The sequence below is a fragment of the Paenibacillus tepidiphilus genome (genome assembly GCF_008635795.1).
Classification (GTDB): Bacteria; Bacillota; Bacilli; order Paenibacillales; family Paenibacillaceae; genus Paenibacillus_AQ; species Paenibacillus_AQ tepidiphilus.
The window spans coordinates 74,454-95,315 of record NZ_VWRQ01000006.1; the positions used below are offsets into that span (position 1 = coordinate 74,454).

Annotated in this window: 17 protein-coding genes; 11 read left to right on the forward strand and 6 right to left on the reverse strand. The window is 56.9% G+C overall.

Annotation, left to right across the window (positions count from 1 at the left end):
* Positions 1-89 precede the first annotated feature (89 nt).
* A complete protein-coding gene (locus F1379_RS09635; protein WP_150268950.1) occupies positions 90-281 on the forward strand; it encodes a YycC family protein in 192 nt (63 codons plus the stop codon).
* Positions 278-508, forward strand: coding sequence for a hypothetical protein (locus tag F1379_RS09640; RefSeq protein ID WP_150268952.1), 231 nt, complete (start codon positions 278-280; stop codon positions 506-508). Before F1379_RS09635 ends, F1379_RS09640 begins: the two co-directional genes overlap by 4 nt.
* 111 nt (positions 509-619) lie before the next feature.
* On the opposite strand, the gene F1379_RS09645 is transcribed toward F1379_RS09640, so the two are convergent.
* Complete coding sequence (locus F1379_RS09645; protein ID WP_150269293.1) at positions 620-1,306, reverse strand: DUF2225 domain-containing protein; 687 nt, start codon at positions 1,304-1,306, stop codon at positions 620-622.
* Between the two features lie 45 nt (positions 1,307-1,351).
* Complete coding sequence (locus tag F1379_RS09650) at positions 1,352-1,735, reverse strand: globin domain-containing protein (protein WP_150268954.1); 384 nt, start codon at positions 1,733-1,735, stop codon at positions 1,352-1,354.
* 456 nt (positions 1,736-2,191) lie between these two features.
* On the opposite strand from F1379_RS09650, the gene ylbJ reads away from it, so the two are divergent.
* From ylbJ to F1379_RS09675, 4 genes are all read left to right on the forward strand, one after another.
* Positions 2,192-3,442 (forward strand): sporulation integral membrane protein YlbJ, encoded by a 1,251-nt coding sequence (gene ylbJ, locus F1379_RS09660; RefSeq protein ID WP_150268958.1) that lies wholly within the window; start codon positions 2,192-2,194, stop codon positions 3,440-3,442.
* A 102-nt stretch (positions 3,443-3,544) separates the two neighbouring features.
* A complete protein-coding gene (locus F1379_RS09665) occupies positions 3,545-4,348 on the forward strand; it encodes an NAD kinase (protein ID WP_150268960.1) in 804 nt (267 codons plus the stop codon).
* 164 nt (positions 4,349-4,512) lie between these two features.
* Positions 4,513-5,679 carry a copper amine oxidase N-terminal domain-containing protein gene (locus F1379_RS09670; protein WP_162551111.1) on the forward strand — a complete coding sequence of 389 codons (1,167 nt, stop codon included), beginning with the start codon at positions 4,513-4,515 and terminating at the stop codon, positions 5,677-5,679.
* Between the two features lie 48 nt (positions 5,680-5,727).
* A complete protein-coding gene (locus F1379_RS09675; protein ID WP_150268964.1) occupies positions 5,728-7,170 on the forward strand; it encodes a S41 family peptidase in 1,443 nt (480 codons plus the stop codon).
* A 188-nt stretch (positions 7,171-7,358) separates the two neighbouring features.
* On the opposite strand, the gene F1379_RS09680 is transcribed toward F1379_RS09675, so the two are convergent.
* The gene (locus F1379_RS09680) at positions 7,359-7,976 is read right to left on the reverse strand and encodes a YutD family protein (protein ID WP_150268966.1); all 618 of its coding nucleotides are present in this window, start codon (positions 7,974-7,976) and stop codon (positions 7,359-7,361) included.
* A 362-nt stretch (positions 7,977-8,338) separates the two neighbouring features.
* Here F1379_RS09680 and F1379_RS09685 point away from each other — a divergent pair, with 362 nt between their 5' ends.
* Positions 8,339-9,403: a M23 family metallopeptidase gene (locus tag F1379_RS09685; RefSeq protein ID WP_150268968.1), complete on the forward strand. Its 1,065-nt coding sequence runs from the start codon at positions 8,339-8,341 to the stop codon at positions 9,401-9,403.
* Between the two features lie 8 nt (positions 9,404-9,411).
* On the opposite strand, the gene F1379_RS09690 is transcribed toward F1379_RS09685, so the two are convergent.
* From F1379_RS09690 to F1379_RS09700, 3 genes are all read right to left on the reverse strand, one after another.
* Positions 9,412-11,112 carry an alpha amylase N-terminal ig-like domain-containing protein gene (locus F1379_RS09690; protein WP_150268970.1) on the reverse strand — a complete coding sequence of 567 codons (1,701 nt, stop codon included), beginning with the start codon at positions 11,110-11,112 and terminating at the stop codon, positions 9,412-9,414.
* Positions 11,113-11,330: 218 nt separating this feature from the next.
* Positions 11,331-11,918, reverse strand: a complete 588-nt coding sequence (locus tag F1379_RS09695) for a hypothetical protein (RefSeq protein WP_150268972.1) — start codon at positions 11,916-11,918, stop codon at positions 11,331-11,333.
* An 18-nt stretch (positions 11,919-11,936) separates the two neighbouring features.
* Complete coding sequence (locus F1379_RS09700; RefSeq protein ID WP_150268974.1) at positions 11,937-12,473, reverse strand: hypothetical protein; 537 nt, start codon at positions 12,471-12,473, stop codon at positions 11,937-11,939.
* Between the two features lie 279 nt (positions 12,474-12,752).
* On the opposite strand from F1379_RS09700, the gene F1379_RS30260 reads away from it, so the two are divergent.
* From F1379_RS30260 to F1379_RS09725, 4 genes are all read left to right on the forward strand, one after another.
* A complete protein-coding gene (locus F1379_RS30260) occupies positions 12,753-14,534 on the forward strand; it encodes a DUF6385 domain-containing protein (RefSeq protein ID WP_239004614.1) in 1,782 nt (593 codons plus the stop codon).
* A gap of 121 nt (positions 14,535-14,655) precedes the next feature.
* A complete protein-coding gene (locus F1379_RS09715; RefSeq protein WP_239004625.1) occupies positions 14,656-16,665 on the forward strand; it encodes a TPR domain-containing glycosyltransferase in 2,010 nt (669 codons plus the stop codon).
* Positions 16,662-18,488 (forward strand): glycosyltransferase family 2 protein, encoded by a 1,827-nt coding sequence (locus F1379_RS09720; protein WP_162551113.1) that lies wholly within the window; start codon positions 16,662-16,664, stop codon positions 18,486-18,488. Before F1379_RS09715 ends, F1379_RS09720 begins: the two co-directional genes overlap by 4 nt.
* Complete coding sequence (locus F1379_RS09725; RefSeq protein WP_150268980.1) at positions 18,485-20,776, forward strand: glycosyltransferase; 2,292 nt, start codon at positions 18,485-18,487, stop codon at positions 20,774-20,776. The genes F1379_RS09720 and F1379_RS09725 overlap by 4 nt, the downstream gene beginning before the upstream one ends.
* Positions 20,777-20,862: the final 86 nt, after the last annotated feature.

The window sequence follows — 20,862 nt, forward strand, 5'->3', positions numbered from 1 at the left end:
TGGTTTACTTTGTAATTGTCCGGCAGCCATGGTAAAGTAGTTGGCAGAAACACCGCTAGCACCATTCCATCCTAAGGAGGGCTTCACAAGTGGGTCCACTGAAAATTTCTCCCGAAACAGCCATTACCTTGTCCAAACAGCTTGGCGTTCCTCTGGAACACCTGATGCATATGCCTCAACATATTCTGCTGCAAAAAATTGCTGAGCTGTCGAAGAACAGCGGCACCGGAACCAGCGGCGGCGAGTCAGGCACTTCCGGATCCGGCCAGGAAGAACAATGATCCCTTTCAGTCACAGCTGGCCTTATGACATCTTTCAAAGGGACGTGTATATGCAATATTGTCCCTTCTGCAGCAAGGAGCATGTACTGCTGCCCATGAAGCCGCAAGAGCTGAAGAGCGTGCGGGAAGGCAAGAAGAAGCTGCTTGTCTTTCCCTGCTGCGGGAGCAGCCTGACGGTCGTCGACAGTGACGCGGACTATCTGCTCTTTGACCGTGCCGTCCGCTAGCCAAACATGAACCACGAGCAGCCCCTACCATTCAGGAGCGCGGACAGAGTGTATACTCGGTCCGCGCTCCTTATATTCCATCCTTCTCCGTTCCTCGGAACCGTCCGGCGCCTATATAGGCACGCCCTCCGGATCGTTATCCTCTCCGCGCATCTGCTCGCGCAGCAATGTCCATTGCTCCCTTGAGGACCGGATCATCGCAGCGTCGGTGATGCGCTGGTCGTTAATCACCCGCGAGAACCAGCGCACAGCGTCGTTGAATTCTCCGACACGGCGGCTCAGCTCACCGATGAGGTACATCAGCCGGGCATCATTCCCGCCCATTCCGTCCGTTTCGAAGACTCTGATATATTCCTCCAGGGCATAACGCAGAAAGCGCTGCTCCTGCTCGGTTCCGCCGTTATAACGGTACATCCAGGCGATATGGTGAAGCAGCGAGGCGATAATACGGCTCTTATCACTGATGCTTTGCGCACAGATCAGTGCCAGCTTGTACGTCTCCAGAGCAGCCATCCAATCGCGTTTGCCGCCAAAATCGCGGGAGAGCCAGCGTTTGCCAACCTGTTCGTAAAAGGCCTTACGTTGCATATCGCTCAGCTTGTCAGCGGAATTCTCCGTCGAAGCGAAGCCGCACTGCGGGCAGACCCGCACGACGTAGTAATCAGGGTTCTCATCCTTGTAGTAGGAGCAGAAGTCTGCATCGCGGCGGATGGCTTTCTTGAGGCTTGGCCGTACCCGGGAGGTGGAGAACTCATGCTCACAATTGCAGCATGTGACTTTAATCGAGTAAAGCGGCATTAAGTCTGGCAAATACCTTCATCCTTTCAAAGGGCCGGTTCCATTCTACCCCTCATTCATGTTGACAAAATGATGCGCCGGGCCGGACAGACGATTGAGTACCACAGAGCGCAAAGGCTCCTCAACCCCGATATCCTCCAGCGCCTCACGCATACATTCCAGCCATTCCCCGGCGCGCTCCGGGGTAATAGGAACATGCATATGCCTTGCCCGCATCATCGGATGGCCGTGCTGCTCGGAGAACAGTGCCGGGCCGCCAAAGAACTGGCTTAAGAATTGAAACTGCTTCTCCATCACAGGGGTAATATCAGCCGGAAACAGCGGACCCAGCTGCGGATGGCGCTGCACCTTGGCATAGAAGGCCTCCACCAGACGGCTTAACCCTTCCGCTCCCCCCAAGTTATCGTACAGACTCGCGTTAGGATTCATTCGGCACCCCAGCTTCCTTACAAATTTTCGGTTCTACCTTCTTATTATACACAAATCGCCCCTATAAAGTGGGGGGCTTTTGCATCGTTAAGGATTTAGGCACCTGGACGGATACCCTGAACAGTTCGCTATAGGAAATACCCCAAAACAAAAAAAGCGCTGAATGAAAATTCAGCGCTTTAAGCTTATTAATAGGTCCGAAATTCCTCATCACCGGGTGGGACGAGAGAGGACCGGATCACATAAACAAAGGCACAAACCAGAACTCCGGCAACTACACTCATCACCATCACTCCATCCCTAATTATCATCGTTAACAAGGTGTGCGTTTTATTAGATCCATCATACCATAAATACCGCAAAAATACAGCGTATCCTGCAAACGGTTTCCGTTTTTTTGTGCTGTTTGTCCTATGCGCGGCATAGTCTATAGGCATAGACCGGGAGGCGTTGACCATGACCTTGAACAAGTTAGCCGGCCTGCTGCTGGGTGCCGGATTTGCCTGCTGCATGCTGCTGATGCTGCTTCATCCGGAAAGCTCTCTCACTGCGGCGCTGCGCGGCTTATCCATCTGGTGGGATGTGCTGTTTCCTTCGCTGTTTCCCTTCTTCGTTATCTCAGAGCTGATGCTCGGCTTCGGTGTGGTCCATCTGCTGGGGGCTCTGCTAGACCCGCTGATGCGTCCGCTCTTCAACATACCCGGCACCGGAGGCTTCGTCGCAGCTATGGGGTACGTCTCCGGATATCCGGTAGGCGCCAGGCTTACGGCCAAGCTCCGGGAGCAGGGAATGATCAGCCGGGTGGAAGGCGAGCGGCTGGTCGCCGCCACTACCTCCTCCGACCCGATCTTTCTGCTGGGAGCGGTATCGGTCGGCTTCTTCCACGATGCTTCGCTGGGTCTGGCGCTGGCTGTCGCCCACTACGGGGGCGGCCTTATCGTCGGCCTGCTGATGTCCTTTCACGGACGCTCGGAGGATGCGGAGGCTTCAGGCAAGCAAGAACCGCAGCCGGGAACAGGTAATGCGGAGGGCGGGCGGCTGCGCACCGCCTTCCGGGCTATGGCCGAAGCGCGGGCCAGAGACGGACGCAGCCTCGGCGAGCTTCTGAGAGGAGCAGTGCAATCCTCACTGCAGCTTATTATTGTCGTGGGCGGACTGGTTGTATTCTTCAATGTGCTGATGGAGCTTCTTGCCCGTACAGGTATATTGTCACTGCTCTTCGGGGCAATCGCCCAGTTGCTGCCCTGGGCAGGGCTCCCTCCGGAGCTGTCCGCAGCGCTGGGCAGCGGCCTGTTCGAGGTCACGATCGGCGCCCGTTCGGCCGGAGCGGCTGCACCGTCGATTCCGCTGGAGTACAAGGCTGCCGCCGCCGCTTTTATTCTGTCGTGGGGCGGTCTGTCCGTGCATGCCCAGGTGGCCAGCATACTGAACGGCACGGGGCTCCGCTATATGCCCTTCCTGGCCGCGCGTCTAATCCATGCCTTCCTGTCGGGAGCGCTGCTGCTCCTGCTCTGGAAGCCGCTGCACTCCCTTGGCGCTTCGCAAGGAAGCTGGGATGCCGTGCCCGCAGCGGCCGGTCTGTCCTCCGCAGCGGCCGGCCTAACCGCCAGTCTGGGCCTGCTGGCGGTTATACTTGCGGCAGCGGTGCTGCTAGCTGTGCTAGCAGCACCGCTCCGCGCCATTGTCCGGCCGTGGCGGCGGCGCTAAGCCCGGTGTCCGCCTGATTTTTCATCGGTTAAAATATTGTTTTCCGCTGCAAGATTGATTATGATCGGTGTATCACAGAATTATAAAGGGGCTTGGCACATCTTGAGATATTATGTTCTGGACCGCGGCGACGAGCTGTCCATCACACTTGCGGAGCAATTCCACCGGCTTGCGGCACAGCGGAATCTGCAGCTCGATGCCGAGTCTCCGCAAATTGTTATATCCATCGGCGGCGACGGAACGATGCTGCATGCATTTCACACCTTTATCGACCAGATTCAGAATTTGGCGTTCGTCGGCGTTCATACCGGCCATCTGGGCTTCTATGCCGACTGGCAGGCGGAAGAGCTGCCCACGCTGATCGACTATATATGCGGTGAAGGCCAAGGTGGACCATCCAGTCCGCGTATGGTAAAGTATCCGCTGCTGGAGCTGGAGATTCACAAGAAATCCGGTTCCTCCTCCCATATTGCGCTGAATGAATTTACGCTGAAGGGCGTGGATGGTACGGTCGTCATCCAGGTCGATATCAATGATGTCGCCTTCGAGATGTTCCGGGGTGACGGACTGTGCATCTCTACTCCATCGGGAAGCACGGCCTACAATAAAAGCCTTGGCGGCGCCATGGTACACCCTACGATTGAAGCGCTGCAAATTGCCGAAATCGCCTCGATCAACAACCGGGTGTTCCGCACGATGGGCTCGCCGCTGCTGCTGCCGAAGCATCATCATTGCGATATTTTCTCCCGCAAGGACCAGAGACTGCTGCTTACCGTCGATCACAACAACATTCCGGTCGACGATCTGGTCTCGGTGCGCTGTCAGGTATCCGACAAAAAAATAACCTTCGCCAGATACCGCCCCTTCCCTTTCTGGAGCCGGGTGCGCGAAGCCTTTCTGATTTAACGCTTATTCCGTACGGGGATGAATTTTTCGTTCCCGTTTTTATTTTCCTCATTTTTACAATTATAACACCTGCTGCTTACATGAAATGATAGACAGTCCAAAAATGCAGGTGGTATAATGAACCTATTTTACATAGTGCTGCTAATTATAAAGGAGAGAATATCTTGAAGAAATTATTGTCCCTGCTGGCGGTCAGCGTGTTAGCGCTGGTTCTTGCCATTCCCGCTTTTGCAGCGGAGAAACCGATTACGGTTTCCATTAACGGCAGCAATGTCGCTTTTCCTGCAGGTACCCCTTATTTAAGCAATAACTCCGTGCTGGTTCCCTTCCGCGCCGTGTTCGAGAAGCTCGGACTGGGTGTGCTCTGGGATGCGAAGAGCGGCACTGTCACCGGAAGCGGAAACGGATTGACCATTACACTCACAGTGGGCAGCAGCCGTGCCACAGTCAACGGCATTGTCAAGAAGCTGACGGTAGCTCCTGTCTCCAAGGCAGGCACGACGTATGTTCCGCTGCGGTTCATTGCCGAAGCTACCGGAGGTACAGCGGTATGGAACGCCGCGGGCAGAAACGTGGTTATCAAGACCCCGGCCTCCAAAGCCTCCGATGAAGCAGCAATCAAGGCAATGATCCAGCTGGCGAACAAATATTACAATGAAGAGAATGCCACTGCCTTCTACGAGCTTGTTGATGAGCAAGAGGACAAGGCCGGAGCTATTGCCGACCTGGAGAACACCTTTGCGGCGTATGACCTTAAGGTATCTGTCGACAATGTGCAGGTACTGAGCATTGAAGGAGACGAAGCAAGCGTCTACACCGAGGAGACATCAGTCCGCACAGGCGGCTATTATTTGCCGGATCAGCAATATTCTTATCTGTATACCTTCACACGCACCAAGGGAGCCTGGAAAATCTCCTCTGTTGAACTGCAGGACTCATCGGTTCTGCTGACCAGGGAGCAAGGTATGACCGCAGCAGCTGCACCACAGGGCGATGCCGCCGCCATTAAAGACCTTGTGGATAAGTATTACCAGAATATGAATGCGGAAAACGCAGAGGGAGTTCTGGCACTCCAAACTTCATTCGGCGAATATGAGGCGGATTACAAAGCGGACCTGCTGGAGTTTTTTAACGACTACAATTTCAGTTACACCCTGAACGCTTCCAACATTTATTATTACACTGCGGACGAAGCCGCCGTATATACGGAAGCCTCCCTTAAGGATGCCGAAACGGGCGAAAGCTACCCGCAGACATTAGTATTTATTATGTACAAAGCGAACGGCGTATGGAAAATCGACGATTACTATAATATCGGAACAGAGAACTGATTGCTTACTCGACCCTTAGGCCCAAAACTATAAAAAAGGACGTATACTATGATGAAATCCGCGAAATTGTTCAGCGCTGCGCTCAGCGGCTGTCTGGCCTTGTCCCTCGCCTTCGCCCCTGCGGCACTGGCGGAAGAGAATGCCGCAAATACTGCATCCAAGACCGATATGATCAACGAAGTGATGCAATATCTGGAATATTACAATATTGAAGGGGTGGATCAGGACACCCTGATCCGCGGGGCCATCGATGGAATGATCAGCACGCTGGACGACCCATACAGCTCGTACTTTAACAGTGAGGAGGCCGCCGAATTCGAGCATTCGGTTGACCTGGAGTATGTAGGAATAGGCATCATGCTCATGTATACGCCAACAGAGCTGTACATTGAAGAGGTTATGCCCGGCTCTCCGGCGGAGCAGGCGGGTCTGAAGCGCGGTGATACCATTCTGAAGGTGGACGGAATTCCTTACGCTCAGATGGAAGGCGACGAGCTGGCAGGCGCTGCGGGAACAAAGGTAACACTGCTCGTGCAGCGCAGCGGCTCGAACAAGACCTTCATTGTTACACGGAATGAAATCAACACCGACTCCGTAACAAGCAAGGTGCTCGGCAAGAACGTAGCCTATATCGCCATTAGCGGATTTACGGAAGATGCCGATGAGGATTTCACCGCCGAGCTGGCCAAGATGCGCGCAGCCGGCATGAAATCTCTCGTGCTGGACTTGCGGGACAATACTGGCGGCTACATGGACACCGCCAAGAACATTGCCGCCCAATTCATTGACAACGGGGTCATGTTATATACTGCGGATTCCAGCGGGCAGCTGGTACCCGAGATGATTACGGGCGGCAGCAAAATCGGCGTACCGGTCGTGGTCCTGACCAACGAATATACCGCCAGTGCTTCCGAAGCACTGACCGGAGCCCTGCGCGACAACAAGCTGGCGACGATTGTCGGCACGCGCTCCTATGGCAAGGCGCGTATCCAAAGCCTGCTGCCGATGAGCAACGGTGACATGCTCAAGCTGACGACCATGAAATATCTGACTCCGAACAAAGAGGATTTCAACCATATCGGACTTGCTCCGGATATCGAAATCCAAGGTAAGGCTGCACAGCTGGTTACCGCCCTGCAAATCGCCGGACTTCAGAGCATCACGCTTACCGGGGATCATCATATACTTGATATCAACGGAGTCGCTTTTGCCGGAAACGTCGGCTTGCTGAAGCAGAACAACAAGGTGTATGCTTCGGCCCGCGTGCTCGCCGCATTGACCGAAAGCGACCTGGCCTGGGACGCGAAAAACAAGAAGGTCGTGCTGACTACGGGTGCCGGCAAAGCCTTCGGCTTCACCTTGGCATCCAAAGAAGCTGTCTCCGTAAACGGGGAGACGCTGATCGATCTGACTGCCTTTAAGAAGAAATTTCCAGCGCTCTCCTGGAGCTACAACAGCGCTCAGAACAACCTGAAATTATCCATTCAATAATTTGATTACAGTAAACGAAGGAGCTGTCCCAGGGCCATAAATGGCCGTCGGGGCAGCTCCTTTTGACGTTCTTATCCCGGCCGATGCCGAACCGAAAACAAGCAGAGCAGCAATCCCCCGATACCGGAGAACCACCGCTCTGCTTAATAATTTCCCCGGGAGCTGTCCGCTCCACTCACTTCCGGTCGTTAATTGGAATTCTGTGGCTGGTTCTGTTGCTGTTGGTTCAGTTGGTTCTGTTGCTGCTGGTTCTGTTGCTGCTGAGCCGGACGGTTGCCTTTTTTATGATGGCCGTCTTTGTTCCGGTGATGGCGGCCGTTATGCTCCCTGGCAGGCCGGTCTTTGCCGGAGTGTTCCTTGCCTCCGCCGTTTTCTTTGCCTTTGGCGGCCGGTCTCGACGGACCTGGCTTCTCACGCGGTTCCCGGAATGGAGCGGCGGCGGCTTCTCCGCTGCCTCCCTCTTGCTCCGGTTCTACCGTAGATTCCACAGGGTCCTTCAACAGAATATCCCGTTCCCCGCTGTCCTTCGGCATTTCTTTCATCTTCTGCAGCACGAAGTAGGCGCAGCCGAAATTACAATATTCATTAATGTAATCCACCATGCCTGAAATGGCCGTATCCCGGTTCACCTTCGGATGGTTGTCCCGGTAGAACCCCTTCAGACGCAGCTGACTGTAGCCCCAATCCCCGATAATGTAATCATATCTGTCCAACACCTCGCTGTATCTGCCCCGAAATGCTTCGGGGTTCCAGCCGTCCTTATGATCGAGCACAAGCTCGTAGCCCTTCCCACCTATAACGATCAAGCGTATGTCGCCTGCCTTTCAATGATGATTTGGAAGCGTAAAAAAAGCCGCGCTGCACTCTCTCCTCTATAAGCGCGCACGCCTCCGGCGGATAGTACCGCTGCACCTGCAGACGCTTTGGCAAAGGCTGCGGATTTTGCACTAACGTCAATATAACATAATCCACACCCTACAGGTCATCCATCCCCTGTAAAATTTCATTCCATCCGGAACCTGCCTCATATTATAGCATGCGTTCCAGACAATTTCCTGTTTTTGTGAGAACACGGCTGCAGCGTCACGGATAAAAAAAGGCATTTTGCTTCAATCTAAAGAAAAGCACTGTGCTTAACCGCACGTCCCGAACTGAGGAGGTCGTACTCATGCTGGCCCTTGTTAAACATATTGGAAAAAAGAGCGCCGTGCTCTGCCTGTCCGCTGCCGCACTGCTGTGGGGGATGGCGGATGCCGCGTCTGCCGCAGGTGCCGCTGCCCAATCCGGCAGTATTGCAGCGGACAAGGATCAGGAGTACGCCGCCCGCAAAGCACTGTATGAGCAAATGAGCGCCGCCACGGGTATCCCCTGGTTCCGCTACGCCGCCATTGATCAATATGAACGAACCATTGCCAAGAAGAAAACGGAAGCCGGGAACACAGCCTCCGGCCGGCTAACCGCCATAACCATTCCCGCGCCGATATGGGCGGGTCCGCTGAATCCGGATCAGGATGACAAAAACCCGAAATCCATCCTTTTCTTCGGCGGATTCGGGCGTGACGGGTCGGGTGACGGCCTGGCCGACCCCGGGAATGATATCGATGCCCTGTACAGCATAGCTGTCCATCTGCATGAATATGGCGACTCACCGAACGATTTCAGCATCGCGGTATGGGAGTATTACCATAACGGCCGTGCCGCTCAGCGTATCGCCGAGTTCGTCAAGCTGTACGAGCATTTCGGGCGGCTGAATCTTGCAGGGAGCGCCTTTCCGCTGCCGATCGGGAACAGCTATGCCTACCGCAGCACCTGGGGCACCGGCCGCAGCTGGGGAGGAGCGCGTATTCATGAAGGCACCGACATCTTCGCACCGCACGGCATGACCGTTCGCAGCACCTGCTTTGGCATTGTGGAGACGAAGGGCTGGAACCGCTACGGAGGGTGGAGAGTCGGAATCCGGGACATCGAGAACCGGTATCATTATTACGCGCATCTCTCCGGCTATGAGAAATCATTGTCCAGAGGCGATATTGTTACTCCCGGACAGACCATTGGCTGGGTTGGCAGCTCAGGCTACGGAAGTCCTGGAACTCAAGGCAAGTTCCCGCCGCATTTGCACTACGGCATATACCGGGACCGTGGAATTAACGAATGGGCCTTTGACCCATATCCGCTTTTGAAGCAATGGGAGAACCAGGAGCTGCGGTCACTGCGCAAAGCCAGGAAGAAATGAGCCTGGCCTTAACGGAGCATTAAGCAGCCGAAGGGCTCCACTTCCACGAGCATGCGGCCCGAATTGCGGAAGGTGACGCCGCTCAGCAGATCGGTCACGGCATTCGTATCGCTGCGGAAGCTGTCCACTGCGATTTCACAGGTATTCGGCGAGTTGTTGATCACCAGCCCGATCCGGTCCTGTTCGCTGCGCCGCACATATCCGACGACATTGCGCGCTTCATCTGTGAACCAGGGCCGGAATGAGCCGGTGCGCAGGACCGCGTGCTCTTTGCGGAGAGCCATTAACCGGCGGTACCATCCGTTAAGCTCCGCATGCTGCTCCTCTTCCTGCCATAGCATCGGCTTGCGGCAATGCGGATCGGTCGCCCCCTCCATGCCGACCTCATCGCCGTAGTAAATCATCGGCATCCCGATATAGGTCATTTGGAAGAATACCGCCAGCATCATTCGGCGGATACCGGTCTGCTCATGGTCCCAGCCCCGTCCGCCTTGCTTGCAGGCTGTCAGGAAACGCAGTGTGTCATGACTTCCGAGCAGCTGGAACATCGCCGAATTGGCTTGATCATTGCACAGCGCCTCCATATGGAGCAGCTGCTCCATAAAGCGAACCGGTCCGACCGACTGCTCTGCGAAGAATTCGAGGATGGCATCGCGCAGCACATAATTCATCCCCCCATCAAACTGGTCTCCCCGCAGCCAGGGACCCGAGGCATGCATAATTTCTCCGATAATCAGCAGCTCAGGGAATTCTGCCTTAAGTTCACTCCGGAAACGCCGCCAGAATAGCGGGTCTACCTCATTCGCCACATCCAGCCGCCAGCCGTCGATACCGGTCTCGCGCACCCAATACTTGGCCACTTCAAGCATATACTCGGCTACTTCCGGATGATTGGTATTTAGCTTAGGCATGTGATATTCGGCTTTGGCAAAGGTTTCATAGGTAGGAACAGGCTGCTGCACCACCGGGAACGAGTGTATAAAGAACCAGTCCTTATAACGAGAGCTATCGCCTTGTTCAAGCACATCGCGGAAGGCGAAGAACTTATCGCCCGAGTGGTTGAATACTGCATCCAGCATCACCCTGATCCCCTCACGGTGAGCCTGCTCGACCAGCTCGCGCAAATCCTCCGTGCTGCCGAAGGCAGGGTCGATTTTATAATAATCAGTAGTATCGTATTTATGCTCTGTAGGCGATTCAAAAATCGGCGTCATATAGACCACATTAACGCCCAATTCCCGCAGATATGGGAGTTTGGCCGTAATCCCCTTCAGCGTGCCATTATTGAAGCTGCTCGGATAGATTTGGTAGACGATGGCGTCGCTGCTCCATGCGGGCAGCTCCAGTGCTTTGGGCCGGTGCAGATACGCATATTGAAAGGCTCCCGCCCGCTCCCTGTTCTCAGCCATTCCCCTTTCGCCGTACCACTGATACTCCCCGGCTGCATTCTTAAGATGAAACAGATATCTGCATTTACCGGTCTCCGTACGGATAACTGCTTCATGGATCTCATAGGCGCCTGCGGAGCCGATGAACTCCATCGTCTGCGGAACCTCACTCCCGGGCGGGTCATAGCGGTCTGAATGGAGGACTGTACAAATCAGCCCGCAGCCATTCTGCACGAACAGCCGCAGCTTAAGAGCTCCCGGTCCGGACGGACAGGCAAAAGGATCTTCCGAAGTGTGATACACGAACCAGCGTGTTGGCATTATTACATTTCTCCTATCTGTTGTGTGACAGGTCATCACACATTATATGTTCCGCCTTCTTCATAGTGAGAAACCGGTTTCCTTGTGAATGAAAGTACCATTCCTGAGCCTTTATTGTCAATGGAAAAGCCCTGTTGCGGATGCCGAACAAGCCTCTGCACCTACAGCAGAGGCTTGCCGTTCTTCGTATAGCCTTACAGATACAGGAATATCATGAATTACGCCGGGCTTTCCCACCATACGAGGCTGACAGCGGATGTAATGGTTAGACCGATGGCGGAGCTTGAAGAGACGACGCTGGCGCTGAGGGCGCTCCCGGGCGGGAGCACGATGCTGCCGGAGAAGGGCTGTGAGAACGTTCCGGGAGCGAGCTGATAGGAATATAACACCAGACCTCCGCTGATGACAGAGGTGGAAGACTGCGCTGTGGCGACGCTTGCCGCTGAGCTGCCCAAATTGTTGTTAACCGGCGTCAGTGTGGCGGGAGAAGTTAACGTGCCGCCGCGTACAATGCTGAACGTACCCGACATCGCGGACAGCAGCGAGGAGCCGCCGATGCTGCCGCTGATACGGGAAATGTGGAACGTTCTGCCGCTGCCCACAGGATTGGCAATGCGGACGGAGGAAATCGCCGAGATCAGGGCGAGCACGACCGTGGCGGAAGCGGAGGCATTTGCCGAATACAACACGGTATTCTGCGCAGCGTTCATCTCCGGCGGCGCCGAAATTTCCGGTGTCAGATAGGTATTGGTCGATTCCACATATACAGGCTGGTCCTCGTCGTTGAACACAGTATGATTAGGCATTCTCCATTCCTCCTTCCATCAGCTTTCCCACCAGTTGATGCTTCCCGTGGCAGCCGAGCTCCCTGAGGCAATCGTGATCGCCAGGGTTACGGAGCTGCCGGGCGGCACGACAATCCGGCCGTTGAAATCGACAACGACCGGACCTGCGGCCAGCAGCAAAGACGCCAAGGTCCCCGGACTGCCTGTAGGCGCAGCCGTCGAAGTCCGCACTGTCATTACACTGGCGTTCACACTGCCAAAATTAAAATTCACAGGCGCAATCGTAGCGCCTGTAACAGTCGCATTTCTTAATACGGTCAGCGTCACTGCCGACGCAGCAGAGCTCCCCGTCACCCTGGAGACATACGCCGTCCGGCCACTGCCCCCAGGGTTGGCCACCTGAATGACGAGCGGCGCGGCCGTAGTCACTGTAGAAGCAAACGGTGCGGAGAACAACAAGCCGGCTAACGCGGCATCCGCCTCCGGAAAGTTATCAATGGCCGGGGAGATGTAGGTATTGACCTGCTCCGTGTAGAGCGGACCGCTGCTCTGATTAAAAATCGCCTCATTAGGCATAGCTTCATCCTCCAGTCGTGTCAGCATACTCTCATCGTATGCACCTGCGGTTGACAGGTTGTTCGGTAATCCGCATATTTTTGCCGGCAGCGCCCAGTCATTCTCTTAAACTCTCCATATATTGATATCACACCATTCGCGAATGGGTTTATTCCGTACAGGCTCTCCGCTTCCAGATTCCCTTGTTTCCGCGCATGAAGGCCCGGACGAAGTGTCCTGGGTCTTTTTACGAGCAAGTCTTCTGGCAACAATTCTAGCAAAAAGAAAGGGTGAATCACTTTGCCGAATTTCAGTTCGTTCCAAACCAATCCGGATAACCTGCGTGCACTTATCTTCGGCCGGGACCCTTCAACCTCTACCGACCTGCCTTTGTTGACCGATCCTAGTGGTAATCTGACCACTGTCATCCTCGGCGGTACCATTACCAGCGTCCTTGGCACCACCATTACCGCCGGTACGTTATCCTCCGTCGGTTCGGTCGGCACATTGCTCGGCGGTACCATCACCAGTGTACTTGGTGCTACCATTACTGCCGGTACTTTGTCCTCGGTAGGATCAGTAGGTACCTTGCTCGGCGGTACCATCACCAGCGTGCTTGGCGCTACCATTACTGCCGGTACATTGTCGTCCGTTGGTACGGTCACAGACATTCTTGGCGGTACTATCACCAGCGTGCTTGGCGCTACTATTACTGCCGGTACACTTTCAGCCGTTGGCACATTGCTCGGCGGCACCATAACCAGCGTGCTTGGCGCTACTATTACTGCCGGTACATTGTCGTCCGTTGGTACGGTCACAGACATTCTTGGCGGCACCATTACCAGTGTGCTTGGCGCTACTATTACTGCCGGTACATTGTCGTCCGTGGGTACGGTCACTGACATCCTTGGCGGTACCATCACCAGTGTGCTTGGCGCTACTATTACTGCCGGTACATTGTCCTCGGTAGGATCAGTAGGTACCTTGCTCGGCGGCACCATCACCAGCGTGCTTGGCGCAACCATTACTGCCGGTACATTGTCGTCCGTTGGTACGGTCACTGACATCCTCGGCGGTACCATTACTAGTGTACTCGGCGCTACTATCACTGCTGGTACACTGTCAGCGGTTGGCACATTGCTCGGCGGCACCATCACCAGTGTGCTCGGTGCCACAATTACTGCCGGTACATTGTCGTCCGTTGGTACGGTCACTGACATCCTCGGCGGCACCATCACCAGTGTGCTCGGTGCCACAATTACTGCCGGTACATTGTCGTCCGTTGGTACGGTCACTGACATCCTCGGCGGTACCATTACTAGTGTGCTCGGTGCCACAATTACTGCCGGTACATTGTCCTCCGTCGGCACGGTCACAGACATTCTTGGCGGTACCATTACTAGTGTACTCGGCGCTACCATCACCGCTGGTACACTGTCAGCGGTTGGTACTTTGCTCGGCGGCACCATCACAAGTGTGCTTGGCGCTACTATCACTGCTGGTACGCTTTCAGCCGTTGGTACATTGCTCGGCGGTACCATAACCAGTGTGCTTGGTGCTACCATTACTGCCGGTACATTGTCCTCCGTCGGCACGGTCACAGACATTCTTGGCGGTACCATTACTAGTGTACTCGGCGCTACTATCACTGCTGGTACACTTTCAGCCGTTGGCACATTGCTCGGCGGCACGATCACCAGTGTGCTCGGCGCTACCATCACCGCCGGTACGCTGAGCAGTGTCACTTCAATTTCACAGCGCAGCTTCGTGGAAGAAGCTTTTATCGGCATTCCGACCGCCGATGCTTACACCCCGCTTCCGGCACAGACTACCAGTGTGCTTGGCACTTACTCTTATTTTGTAGTAAACACCGGTGCAAATCCCGTCAATACGCGGGTCGAGATCAGCGCCGACGGAACGAATTATTTCATCGACACCACAGGGGATAATCCGCTGCCTGCCGGCTCCGTAGACGTTATTGTGCCAGCCCGCTTCCTCAAATACACCCGTCTCTCCTACCAGTCGGCCACACCGGGTGCAGCGTCCTCCGTGAATGTCATTTTTGATGCACAGGGAACGTAAAGGAATCGTTGTTCATAAAAATAAAAGACTACACCAGGCAAAGAGTGCATGTCTCCCATGTGCTCTTTGCCTGCGTATTCAGGAGCGGCATTCCGCCGTCCAAGGAGGAAGGAACGTGAACATGCCTACACTCGGAGTTCATCTGATCGTCAAGGACGAAGCAGACCTCCTGCCCCAATGTCTTGACAGCGTGGCCGGCGCCGACGAAATTGTCGTCGTCGATACCGGGTCCACGGATAACTCCATAACGGTAGCAGAGCAATACGGCGCCACTGTCTTGTCCAGGGAATGGGCCGACGATTTCTCTAAGGCCCGCAACGCTGGACTGGCCCAAGCCGGAACCGACTGGATTCTCGTACTGGATGCCGACGAGCAGCTGCAGACAACGGTCGCGGATATCCGTGCGCTTCTTCACAGCACAGCGGCGACCGCTTTTACTGTTATCATTGACAGCCAGGTTGGCGCCAGAGCCGAAGAACGCGTCACCCACAGAAGTGTGCGCCTGTTCCGGAACGGTATGGGATACTGCTATAACGGTGTGATCCACGAAGGAGTGGATGCATCCATTATTGAACACAGCGGCTTGCAATCTATTGCAGACAGCAACATTCAGCTTATTCATTTCGGCTATCTCCCCGGGCTCATGGCCGCAAAAAACAAAATTAAACGCAATGAAGGGCTGCTGCGCGGCGCCTTAGCCAACGATCCGGGGGATGTGTTCTCCCGATACAATCTGGCTGTTGTCTGCTGCCAGGACGGACGGCTGAGCGAAGCGGAAGAACTGCTGGTGCAAGCGCTCGGCCAAGCACCTACTCACGCCTCCTTCCGCCCGTCCATCATCCGTGATCTTTGTACTCTTTATTTGTCCACCGGCAAACGGCAGAGAATCGACAGCTTGCTGATGCGTGAACTGGAGCGTTACCCGGACTACGCGGATCTCCATTTGCTTCAGGGCCAGTCCTGGGAGCAGCAGGGACATCTGGAACGCGCTTTTCAGCATTATCAGCAGGCACAAGCTCTCTCGGACAGCCCGGCTCCCCACGGCAAATACGTCGGCGAAGCCGGCAGCGCCACCTACCGTCCGCTATGCTATATGGCGGGCATTGCTGCCAAAATGGGCAAATGGGAGGAGGCCGCCAGATTGTATTACCGCGCAATCCAGTATCATCCGCTTTATTCATCCGCGCTCACTGGTATATCCGAAGCCTTCGGACGGCTGGATGTGCCGGAGCAGGACATAGCGGCGCTGCTAATGACGCTGGTTCCGCAGGATGTACCTGCCGGAAGAGCGGCCATCGTCTCCGCTCTGTACGAAACAGGCGCCTATGAAACCATCAACCGTCTGGACAAACTACGTTTCCCGCTGGAACCGGAAACCGCATTGACCTTCATCTTCGCACAGCTCAGCGCCGGTCATGCACAGGAAGCGTCCGGCCTGCTGGAAGATAGCATGAATCTGCTGTTCACCGAGCTGGAGAAGAAGGACCTGCCCCGGGACCTATGGCTGCTGCAGAGTATTTGCCACTGGGAGCTTGCGGGAATCTCTGATTCTGGAGTGGTTCCGGACCGCATGGACTGGCTGCGTAACGATGTGTGGCGTCTGGAACGAAAAATCGGACCGGGCTCCTCCATTACCGGCGGCGTTGCAGCCGAGCTGATCCGGTTATCCGTCAAGCTGCGGCGCTATCCGCTCGCTTCCGCTTTGGCCGAGGCCTTCCCCGCTACTGCGGAAGAATTAGCAGCGGCGTTTTACGCAGAGGGACGGCTGGCCGAGGCCGGCGAGCTGTTTATCGAGTTGGCCGAAGCCGGGGAGGTGCGGGGCACGACTGCTTTTTATCTTGGGGAGATGCTTTATGACAAGGGTCATTATTCGCAGGCGGCGGAGTACTTCCACCAGGCAGTGGACATGGAAACGGGAGAGGACTCGGCCCGGATCGGCCTGTCGCTCTGTTATCTGCATCAGGCCAAGCAGGAACTGGAGCAGGCGCTGCAGTCTGAGCAAGACCCTCCTGCCCATTCGCCGCTGCGCGAGGACCTCGCCGGAATCATCAATACCATTGCCTTATTGAATCATATCTCCTGGCATACGGAATGGAGCGGTCATCAGATCCGGGGAGGGAGCCAGCCATGAGCAAGCAGCCGCGAAAGCCGCTAATCTCCTTATGTATGATCGTCAAAAATGAAGCCGAATCGCTCGCCGGATGTTTAAACAGCGTCCGCGGTGTAGCCGACGAAATTATCGTGGTCGATACCGGCTCCACCGACGCCACGCCACAGATTGCCCGGGACTACGGTGCCCGGGTCATACACTTCCCCTGGAACGGCGATTTCGCCGCCGCCCGTAATAAGGGCCTGCAGCGCGCCAGGGGGACCTGGATACTGGTGCTCGACGCCGATGAAGAGCTGGAGCCGGATAGCCGGGAGGAAGTGCTGGTCTGTGCACAGCACAGGGAGTACGAGGCTTTTTTTCTGCGGGTCCATAACCACCGCGGGCTCGCCCGCACCTCGCCGGCCATTACGGTGAATCCGATTTTGCGGATGTTCCGCAACCGGCCGGAGTACCGCTTCACCGGCATCATTCATGAGCAGATTGCCAGTGTCATCGTCGAGGCCCGGCCGGAGGCAGCGATGCACCTCACCTCCGCAGTCATTCATCATTACGGATACGCCGACGGCGTGGTGGCCCGGAAAGATAAAATCAACCGCAATCTCCGGCTGCTGCAGGAGCAGCTGGCGCAGGAGCCTGATGATGCTTTTCACCATTACAACATAGCGGTCGAATATATGCGCCTGGGCGAGCATGTGTCTGCGCTCCAACATATTGCGGAATCAATGAAGCGAACGGATACAGATACCAGCTATGCCCACCTTCTGTATAAATACAAAGTCCGCTGCCACCTGGCGCTGGGTGATTCTCCTTCCGCGCTTTCCGCCTGCAGTGAAGGAATTGCCCTGTTCCCGGATTACTCCGATCTGCATCACCTTCGGGGCGTACTGCTGCTGCAAGGAGGGGCTTTGGCAGCGGCTAATCGGGCGCTCCGTGAAGCGCTGCGGATCGGCGCTCCTCCTCCCGCTTACCATACGGAAGCAGGATACGGCACTTATCTTACACTGGCTGCCCTGGGGCACTTATCCCAGGAGACCGGCGAGGACCAGGCCGCATTGGCTTGCTATGCACAGGCGGCACGGCAGCATCCCGAGCCTTGGCCGCTGATTGCCCGGCTCGTACGGACGCTGAAATGTGCACAGCGGGAGCACGAAATCCCAGGCTGGCTGTCCCGGCATTTGCCGGAGGTCTGGGCAGCCGGGCGTTCCCGCATCCTGGAGCTGCTGCTGCGGGATGGCTGCTGGTCGGCCGCAGCTGCCGTGATCGGCGCAGGGGTGGAGTGCAGCGATGACGGGGAGGACAGCGGTGACGCCTGCGAAGGACCGAGCGGGGCTGAGACAAGGGCTGGTGGCAGCGATAACGCTGCAGATAGCAGCGGCCCAGGTAGCGGCGTAGGACGGAGCGACGTTAAGACAAGGGCTGGTGGCAGCGATAATGCGGCAAATAGCGGCAGCTCTGGTAACGGCATAGGATGGAGCGGGGCTGAGACAAGGGCTGGTGGCAGCGACAAAGCGGCAGATAGGGGCGGCCCTGGTAGCGGCGTAGGACGGAGCGGGGCTGAGACAAGGGCTGGTCGGGCTGGTACGGGTAGGTTCTCGGAAAGCATACTACGGCGCTGCTTGGATCAAGCTCAGCAGCCGAGCTTGGAGGATATCCGCTCACTGCTGGATGAAGCAGAGCCATATTGTCGGCAGGCACATCCGTCCGTCCGACAAAGCCGCGCCTGGCTGCTGCTAGCCGACCATGTACTCTCCCGTGTGCCGGAAGTCTCCACCTATGGAGCGGCGGCATCCAGAGCCCGGGCTATGCTGCCGCTTCCGGACGTCAAAGGGGGAGGTCAGCTTTGACTCGTAATGTAGACCCAAACGTACCCGACCTTTCCCTCTGCATGATCATCAAGAATGAAGCGCGTCATCTGGAGAGATGTCTGGCCTCCGTGCAGGGACTTGTGGCGGAAATAATTATAGCCGACACGGGCTCCAGCGACGGCAGCCGGAGCATTGCCCTTCGAATGGGAGCACGGGTCATTGATGTACCCTGGGAAAAAGACTTCGCCAAAGCGCGAAACTTTAGCCTCCGGGCCGCTACCCGGCCCTGGATTCTGGTGCTGGATGCCGATGAGGCCGCCGACGCCTGGGAAGCGGAAAAGCTTCGTCTCCTGCTGGATTCTCCGCAGGCGGACGGATATTTTCTGCCCTTCATCCACTACGTGGGCGCTGGGGCGGAGGGACAATATGTCACAGACAATATTTGCCGACTCTTCCGCAACGATAAAAGGATACGGTTCAGCGGCAGCATCCATGAGGAGGTCGCCAGCAGTATTTGGACCCTGCCGGGCGGCCATATCACCTATGCCGATCTGCCAGTTCGCCATTACGGCTACCTTGAAGCAGAATTGCAGCATAAGGACAAAGCGCGCCGCAATCTGGAGCTGATCATTGCAGCCCTGGCGGCAGACCCGGAGAGTGAAATGCTCAGGTATGCCTTGGGCGCAGAGTACTACCAGTTGAGGCAATATGCTGAGGCTGCGGAGCAGCTCCTGCCTCTGCTGCCCGGACTTTCGCCCGGTTCCGGCTACGCCGCCGATGTTTATTTGAAGACGGCGTATGCCCTGCAGGAGTGCGGTCGCCGTACGGAAGCCAAGGCGGTCTACACGACCGGCCGTTCGTTGTTCCCGGATTTCACGGATTTGTTGGAGAGCAGCGCAGTCATGCTGCTGGGGGAGGGCGAGCTGCATGAGCCTTACCGGCTGCTGCAGCAGGCACTCGCCAGCGGAAACACGGCACATAAATATCCGTCCTCTGCCGGAAGCGGTGAGGAGCGGACCCGGCTGCTCGCCGCTCAGGTCTGCGAGCGGCTGTTTCTGTATCCGGAGGCGATGGAGCATTATGAACAGGCGATCCGCTTTAAGCCGGAGGATGCCACAGCTTGGGAAGCGCTGGCCGCGCTGTGCCTGCTGTCGGGAGAGCAGGACCGGCTCACGGAGCTAACCCGGTCCAGCCGGGACCGCCTGCCGGCCGCGCTGCTCGGCCGGCTGGTGCCCGCTGCGCTGAACGCCCGCGCCTTCGGCTGGCTTGCAGCGCTCGAAGCGGCGCCGCAGCTGCCTGCGGGCGTGCGCCGCATCCTGTGCGTCCTGCCGGAGCTCGCCGGGCAGGACGCACAGGCAAGGGCCGCAGCCGCCCGGCTGGAGCGGCTGCTGGAAGAGCGCCCAGGGCAGCCGTTCATTCACGGCTACCTCTGGGCCTGGTCCTGCCGCGCCGGGGATTGCGCGGCTGAGGCGCGCTGGCTCGCGGAGCTGGCCGCGCACCGCCCGGGCCTTGCCGCAGTCGGCCGCCTCCTGCGGGCAGGCCCGGAACCGGCCGGCGCTCCACCGGCGCCGGCCGACCTGTCCTATGCCGCGCAGCTGCTGCTGCAGAGCGCGGCCTGGGAAACGCTGCTCACTCTGATGCAGCGCGCCCCGCAGCTCGGCTGGAGCGGACTGCCCCAGCCGCTCTGGTGCGGCCTGCTCGCCGCGCCGGCCGCCGTGCGGAGCCGGTGGTGCGAGCAGGCCGCCGCCCACACCATCCGGTATCCCGATGCTCCAGCGGATACAGCCACGCAGTTATCCGGATTGCTTCGTGCCGGTTCAGCCACCGGTTCTTGTTGTCGGCCTGCCCTTGATGCAGCGGCGCAGTCGCATGCCCCAGCTCCAGCGGATACAGCCACACAGTTATCCAGCTTGCTGCGCGCCGATTCAGCCACCGGTTCTTGTTGTCGGCCTGCCCTTGATGCAGCGGCGCAGTCGCATGAACCAACTCCAGCGGATACAGCTTCGCAGTTATCCGGCATGCTTTGCGCCGGTTCAGCCGAGCCGTCTCCCGGCCGCTCTTCCGCCAATGTTGCTGCCGGGCCTTCCGCTCTGCGCCACTCCGTTGCCGATTGGCTGCTGCAGGCAGGCGTGGCCAGCTCTTGCGGCCATGCTGTCCTGCTGGACCCTGCCGCCGAACGCATGCTGCTTGGCTCCGGCAGTCAGGCAGCGCGAATCGGCATGGCCTACCGTAAGCTGCAGCTCGCCGCGGCCGCTTATCCGCTGGACCTGCCGGCGGAAAGCATAGCCTGGCCGCTGCTGGCCAGGCATGCGCTTCTAGTACCTTGACCGCATCAAATTGTAGCAATGCACCATCTATGCGAGTAAGGCTGGGGATGTCCGCACCTACATCCCTTTCCCGTGAACAGGCCGAC

What these genes read in the sequence shown, in the direction of transcription:
- F1379_RS09640 (WP_150268952.1), top strand. Translation starts at nt 278, where the DNA reads ATGATCCCTTTCAGTCACAGCTGGCCTTATGACATCTTTCAAAGGGAC.
- F1379_RS09645 (WP_150269293.1), bottom strand. Translation starts at nt 1,306, where the DNA reads ATGCCGCTTTACTCGATTAAAGTCACATGCTGCAATTGTGAGCATGAG.
- F1379_RS09650 (WP_150268954.1), bottom strand. Translation starts at nt 1,735, where the DNA reads ATGAATCCTAACGCGAGTCTGTACGATAACTTGGGGGGAGCGGAAGGG.
- ylbJ (WP_150268958.1), top strand. Translation starts at nt 2,192, where the DNA reads ATGACCTTGAACAAGTTAGCCGGCCTGCTGCTGGGTGCCGGATTTGCC.
- F1379_RS09675 (WP_150268964.1), top strand. Translation starts at nt 5,728, where the DNA reads ATGATGAAATCCGCGAAATTGTTCAGCGCTGCGCTCAGCGGCTGTCTG.
- F1379_RS09685 (WP_150268968.1), top strand. Translation starts at nt 8,339, where the DNA reads ATGCTGGCCCTTGTTAAACATATTGGAAAAAAGAGCGCCGTGCTCTGC.
- F1379_RS09690 (WP_150268970.1), bottom strand. Translation starts at nt 11,112, where the DNA reads ATGCCAACACGCTGGTTCGTGTATCACACTTCGGAAGATCCTTTTGCC.
- F1379_RS09695 (WP_150268972.1), bottom strand. Translation starts at nt 11,918, where the DNA reads ATGCCTAATCATACTGTGTTCAACGACGAGGACCAGCCTGTATATGTG.
- F1379_RS09700 (WP_150268974.1), bottom strand. Translation starts at nt 12,473, where the DNA reads ATGCCTAATGAGGCGATTTTTAATCAGAGCAGCGGTCCGCTCTACACG.
- F1379_RS09715 (WP_239004625.1), top strand. Translation starts at nt 14,656, where the DNA reads ATGCCTACACTCGGAGTTCATCTGATCGTCAAGGACGAAGCAGACCTC.
- F1379_RS09720 (WP_162551113.1), top strand. Translation starts at nt 16,662, where the DNA reads ATGAGCAAGCAGCCGCGAAAGCCGCTAATCTCCTTATGTATGATCGTC.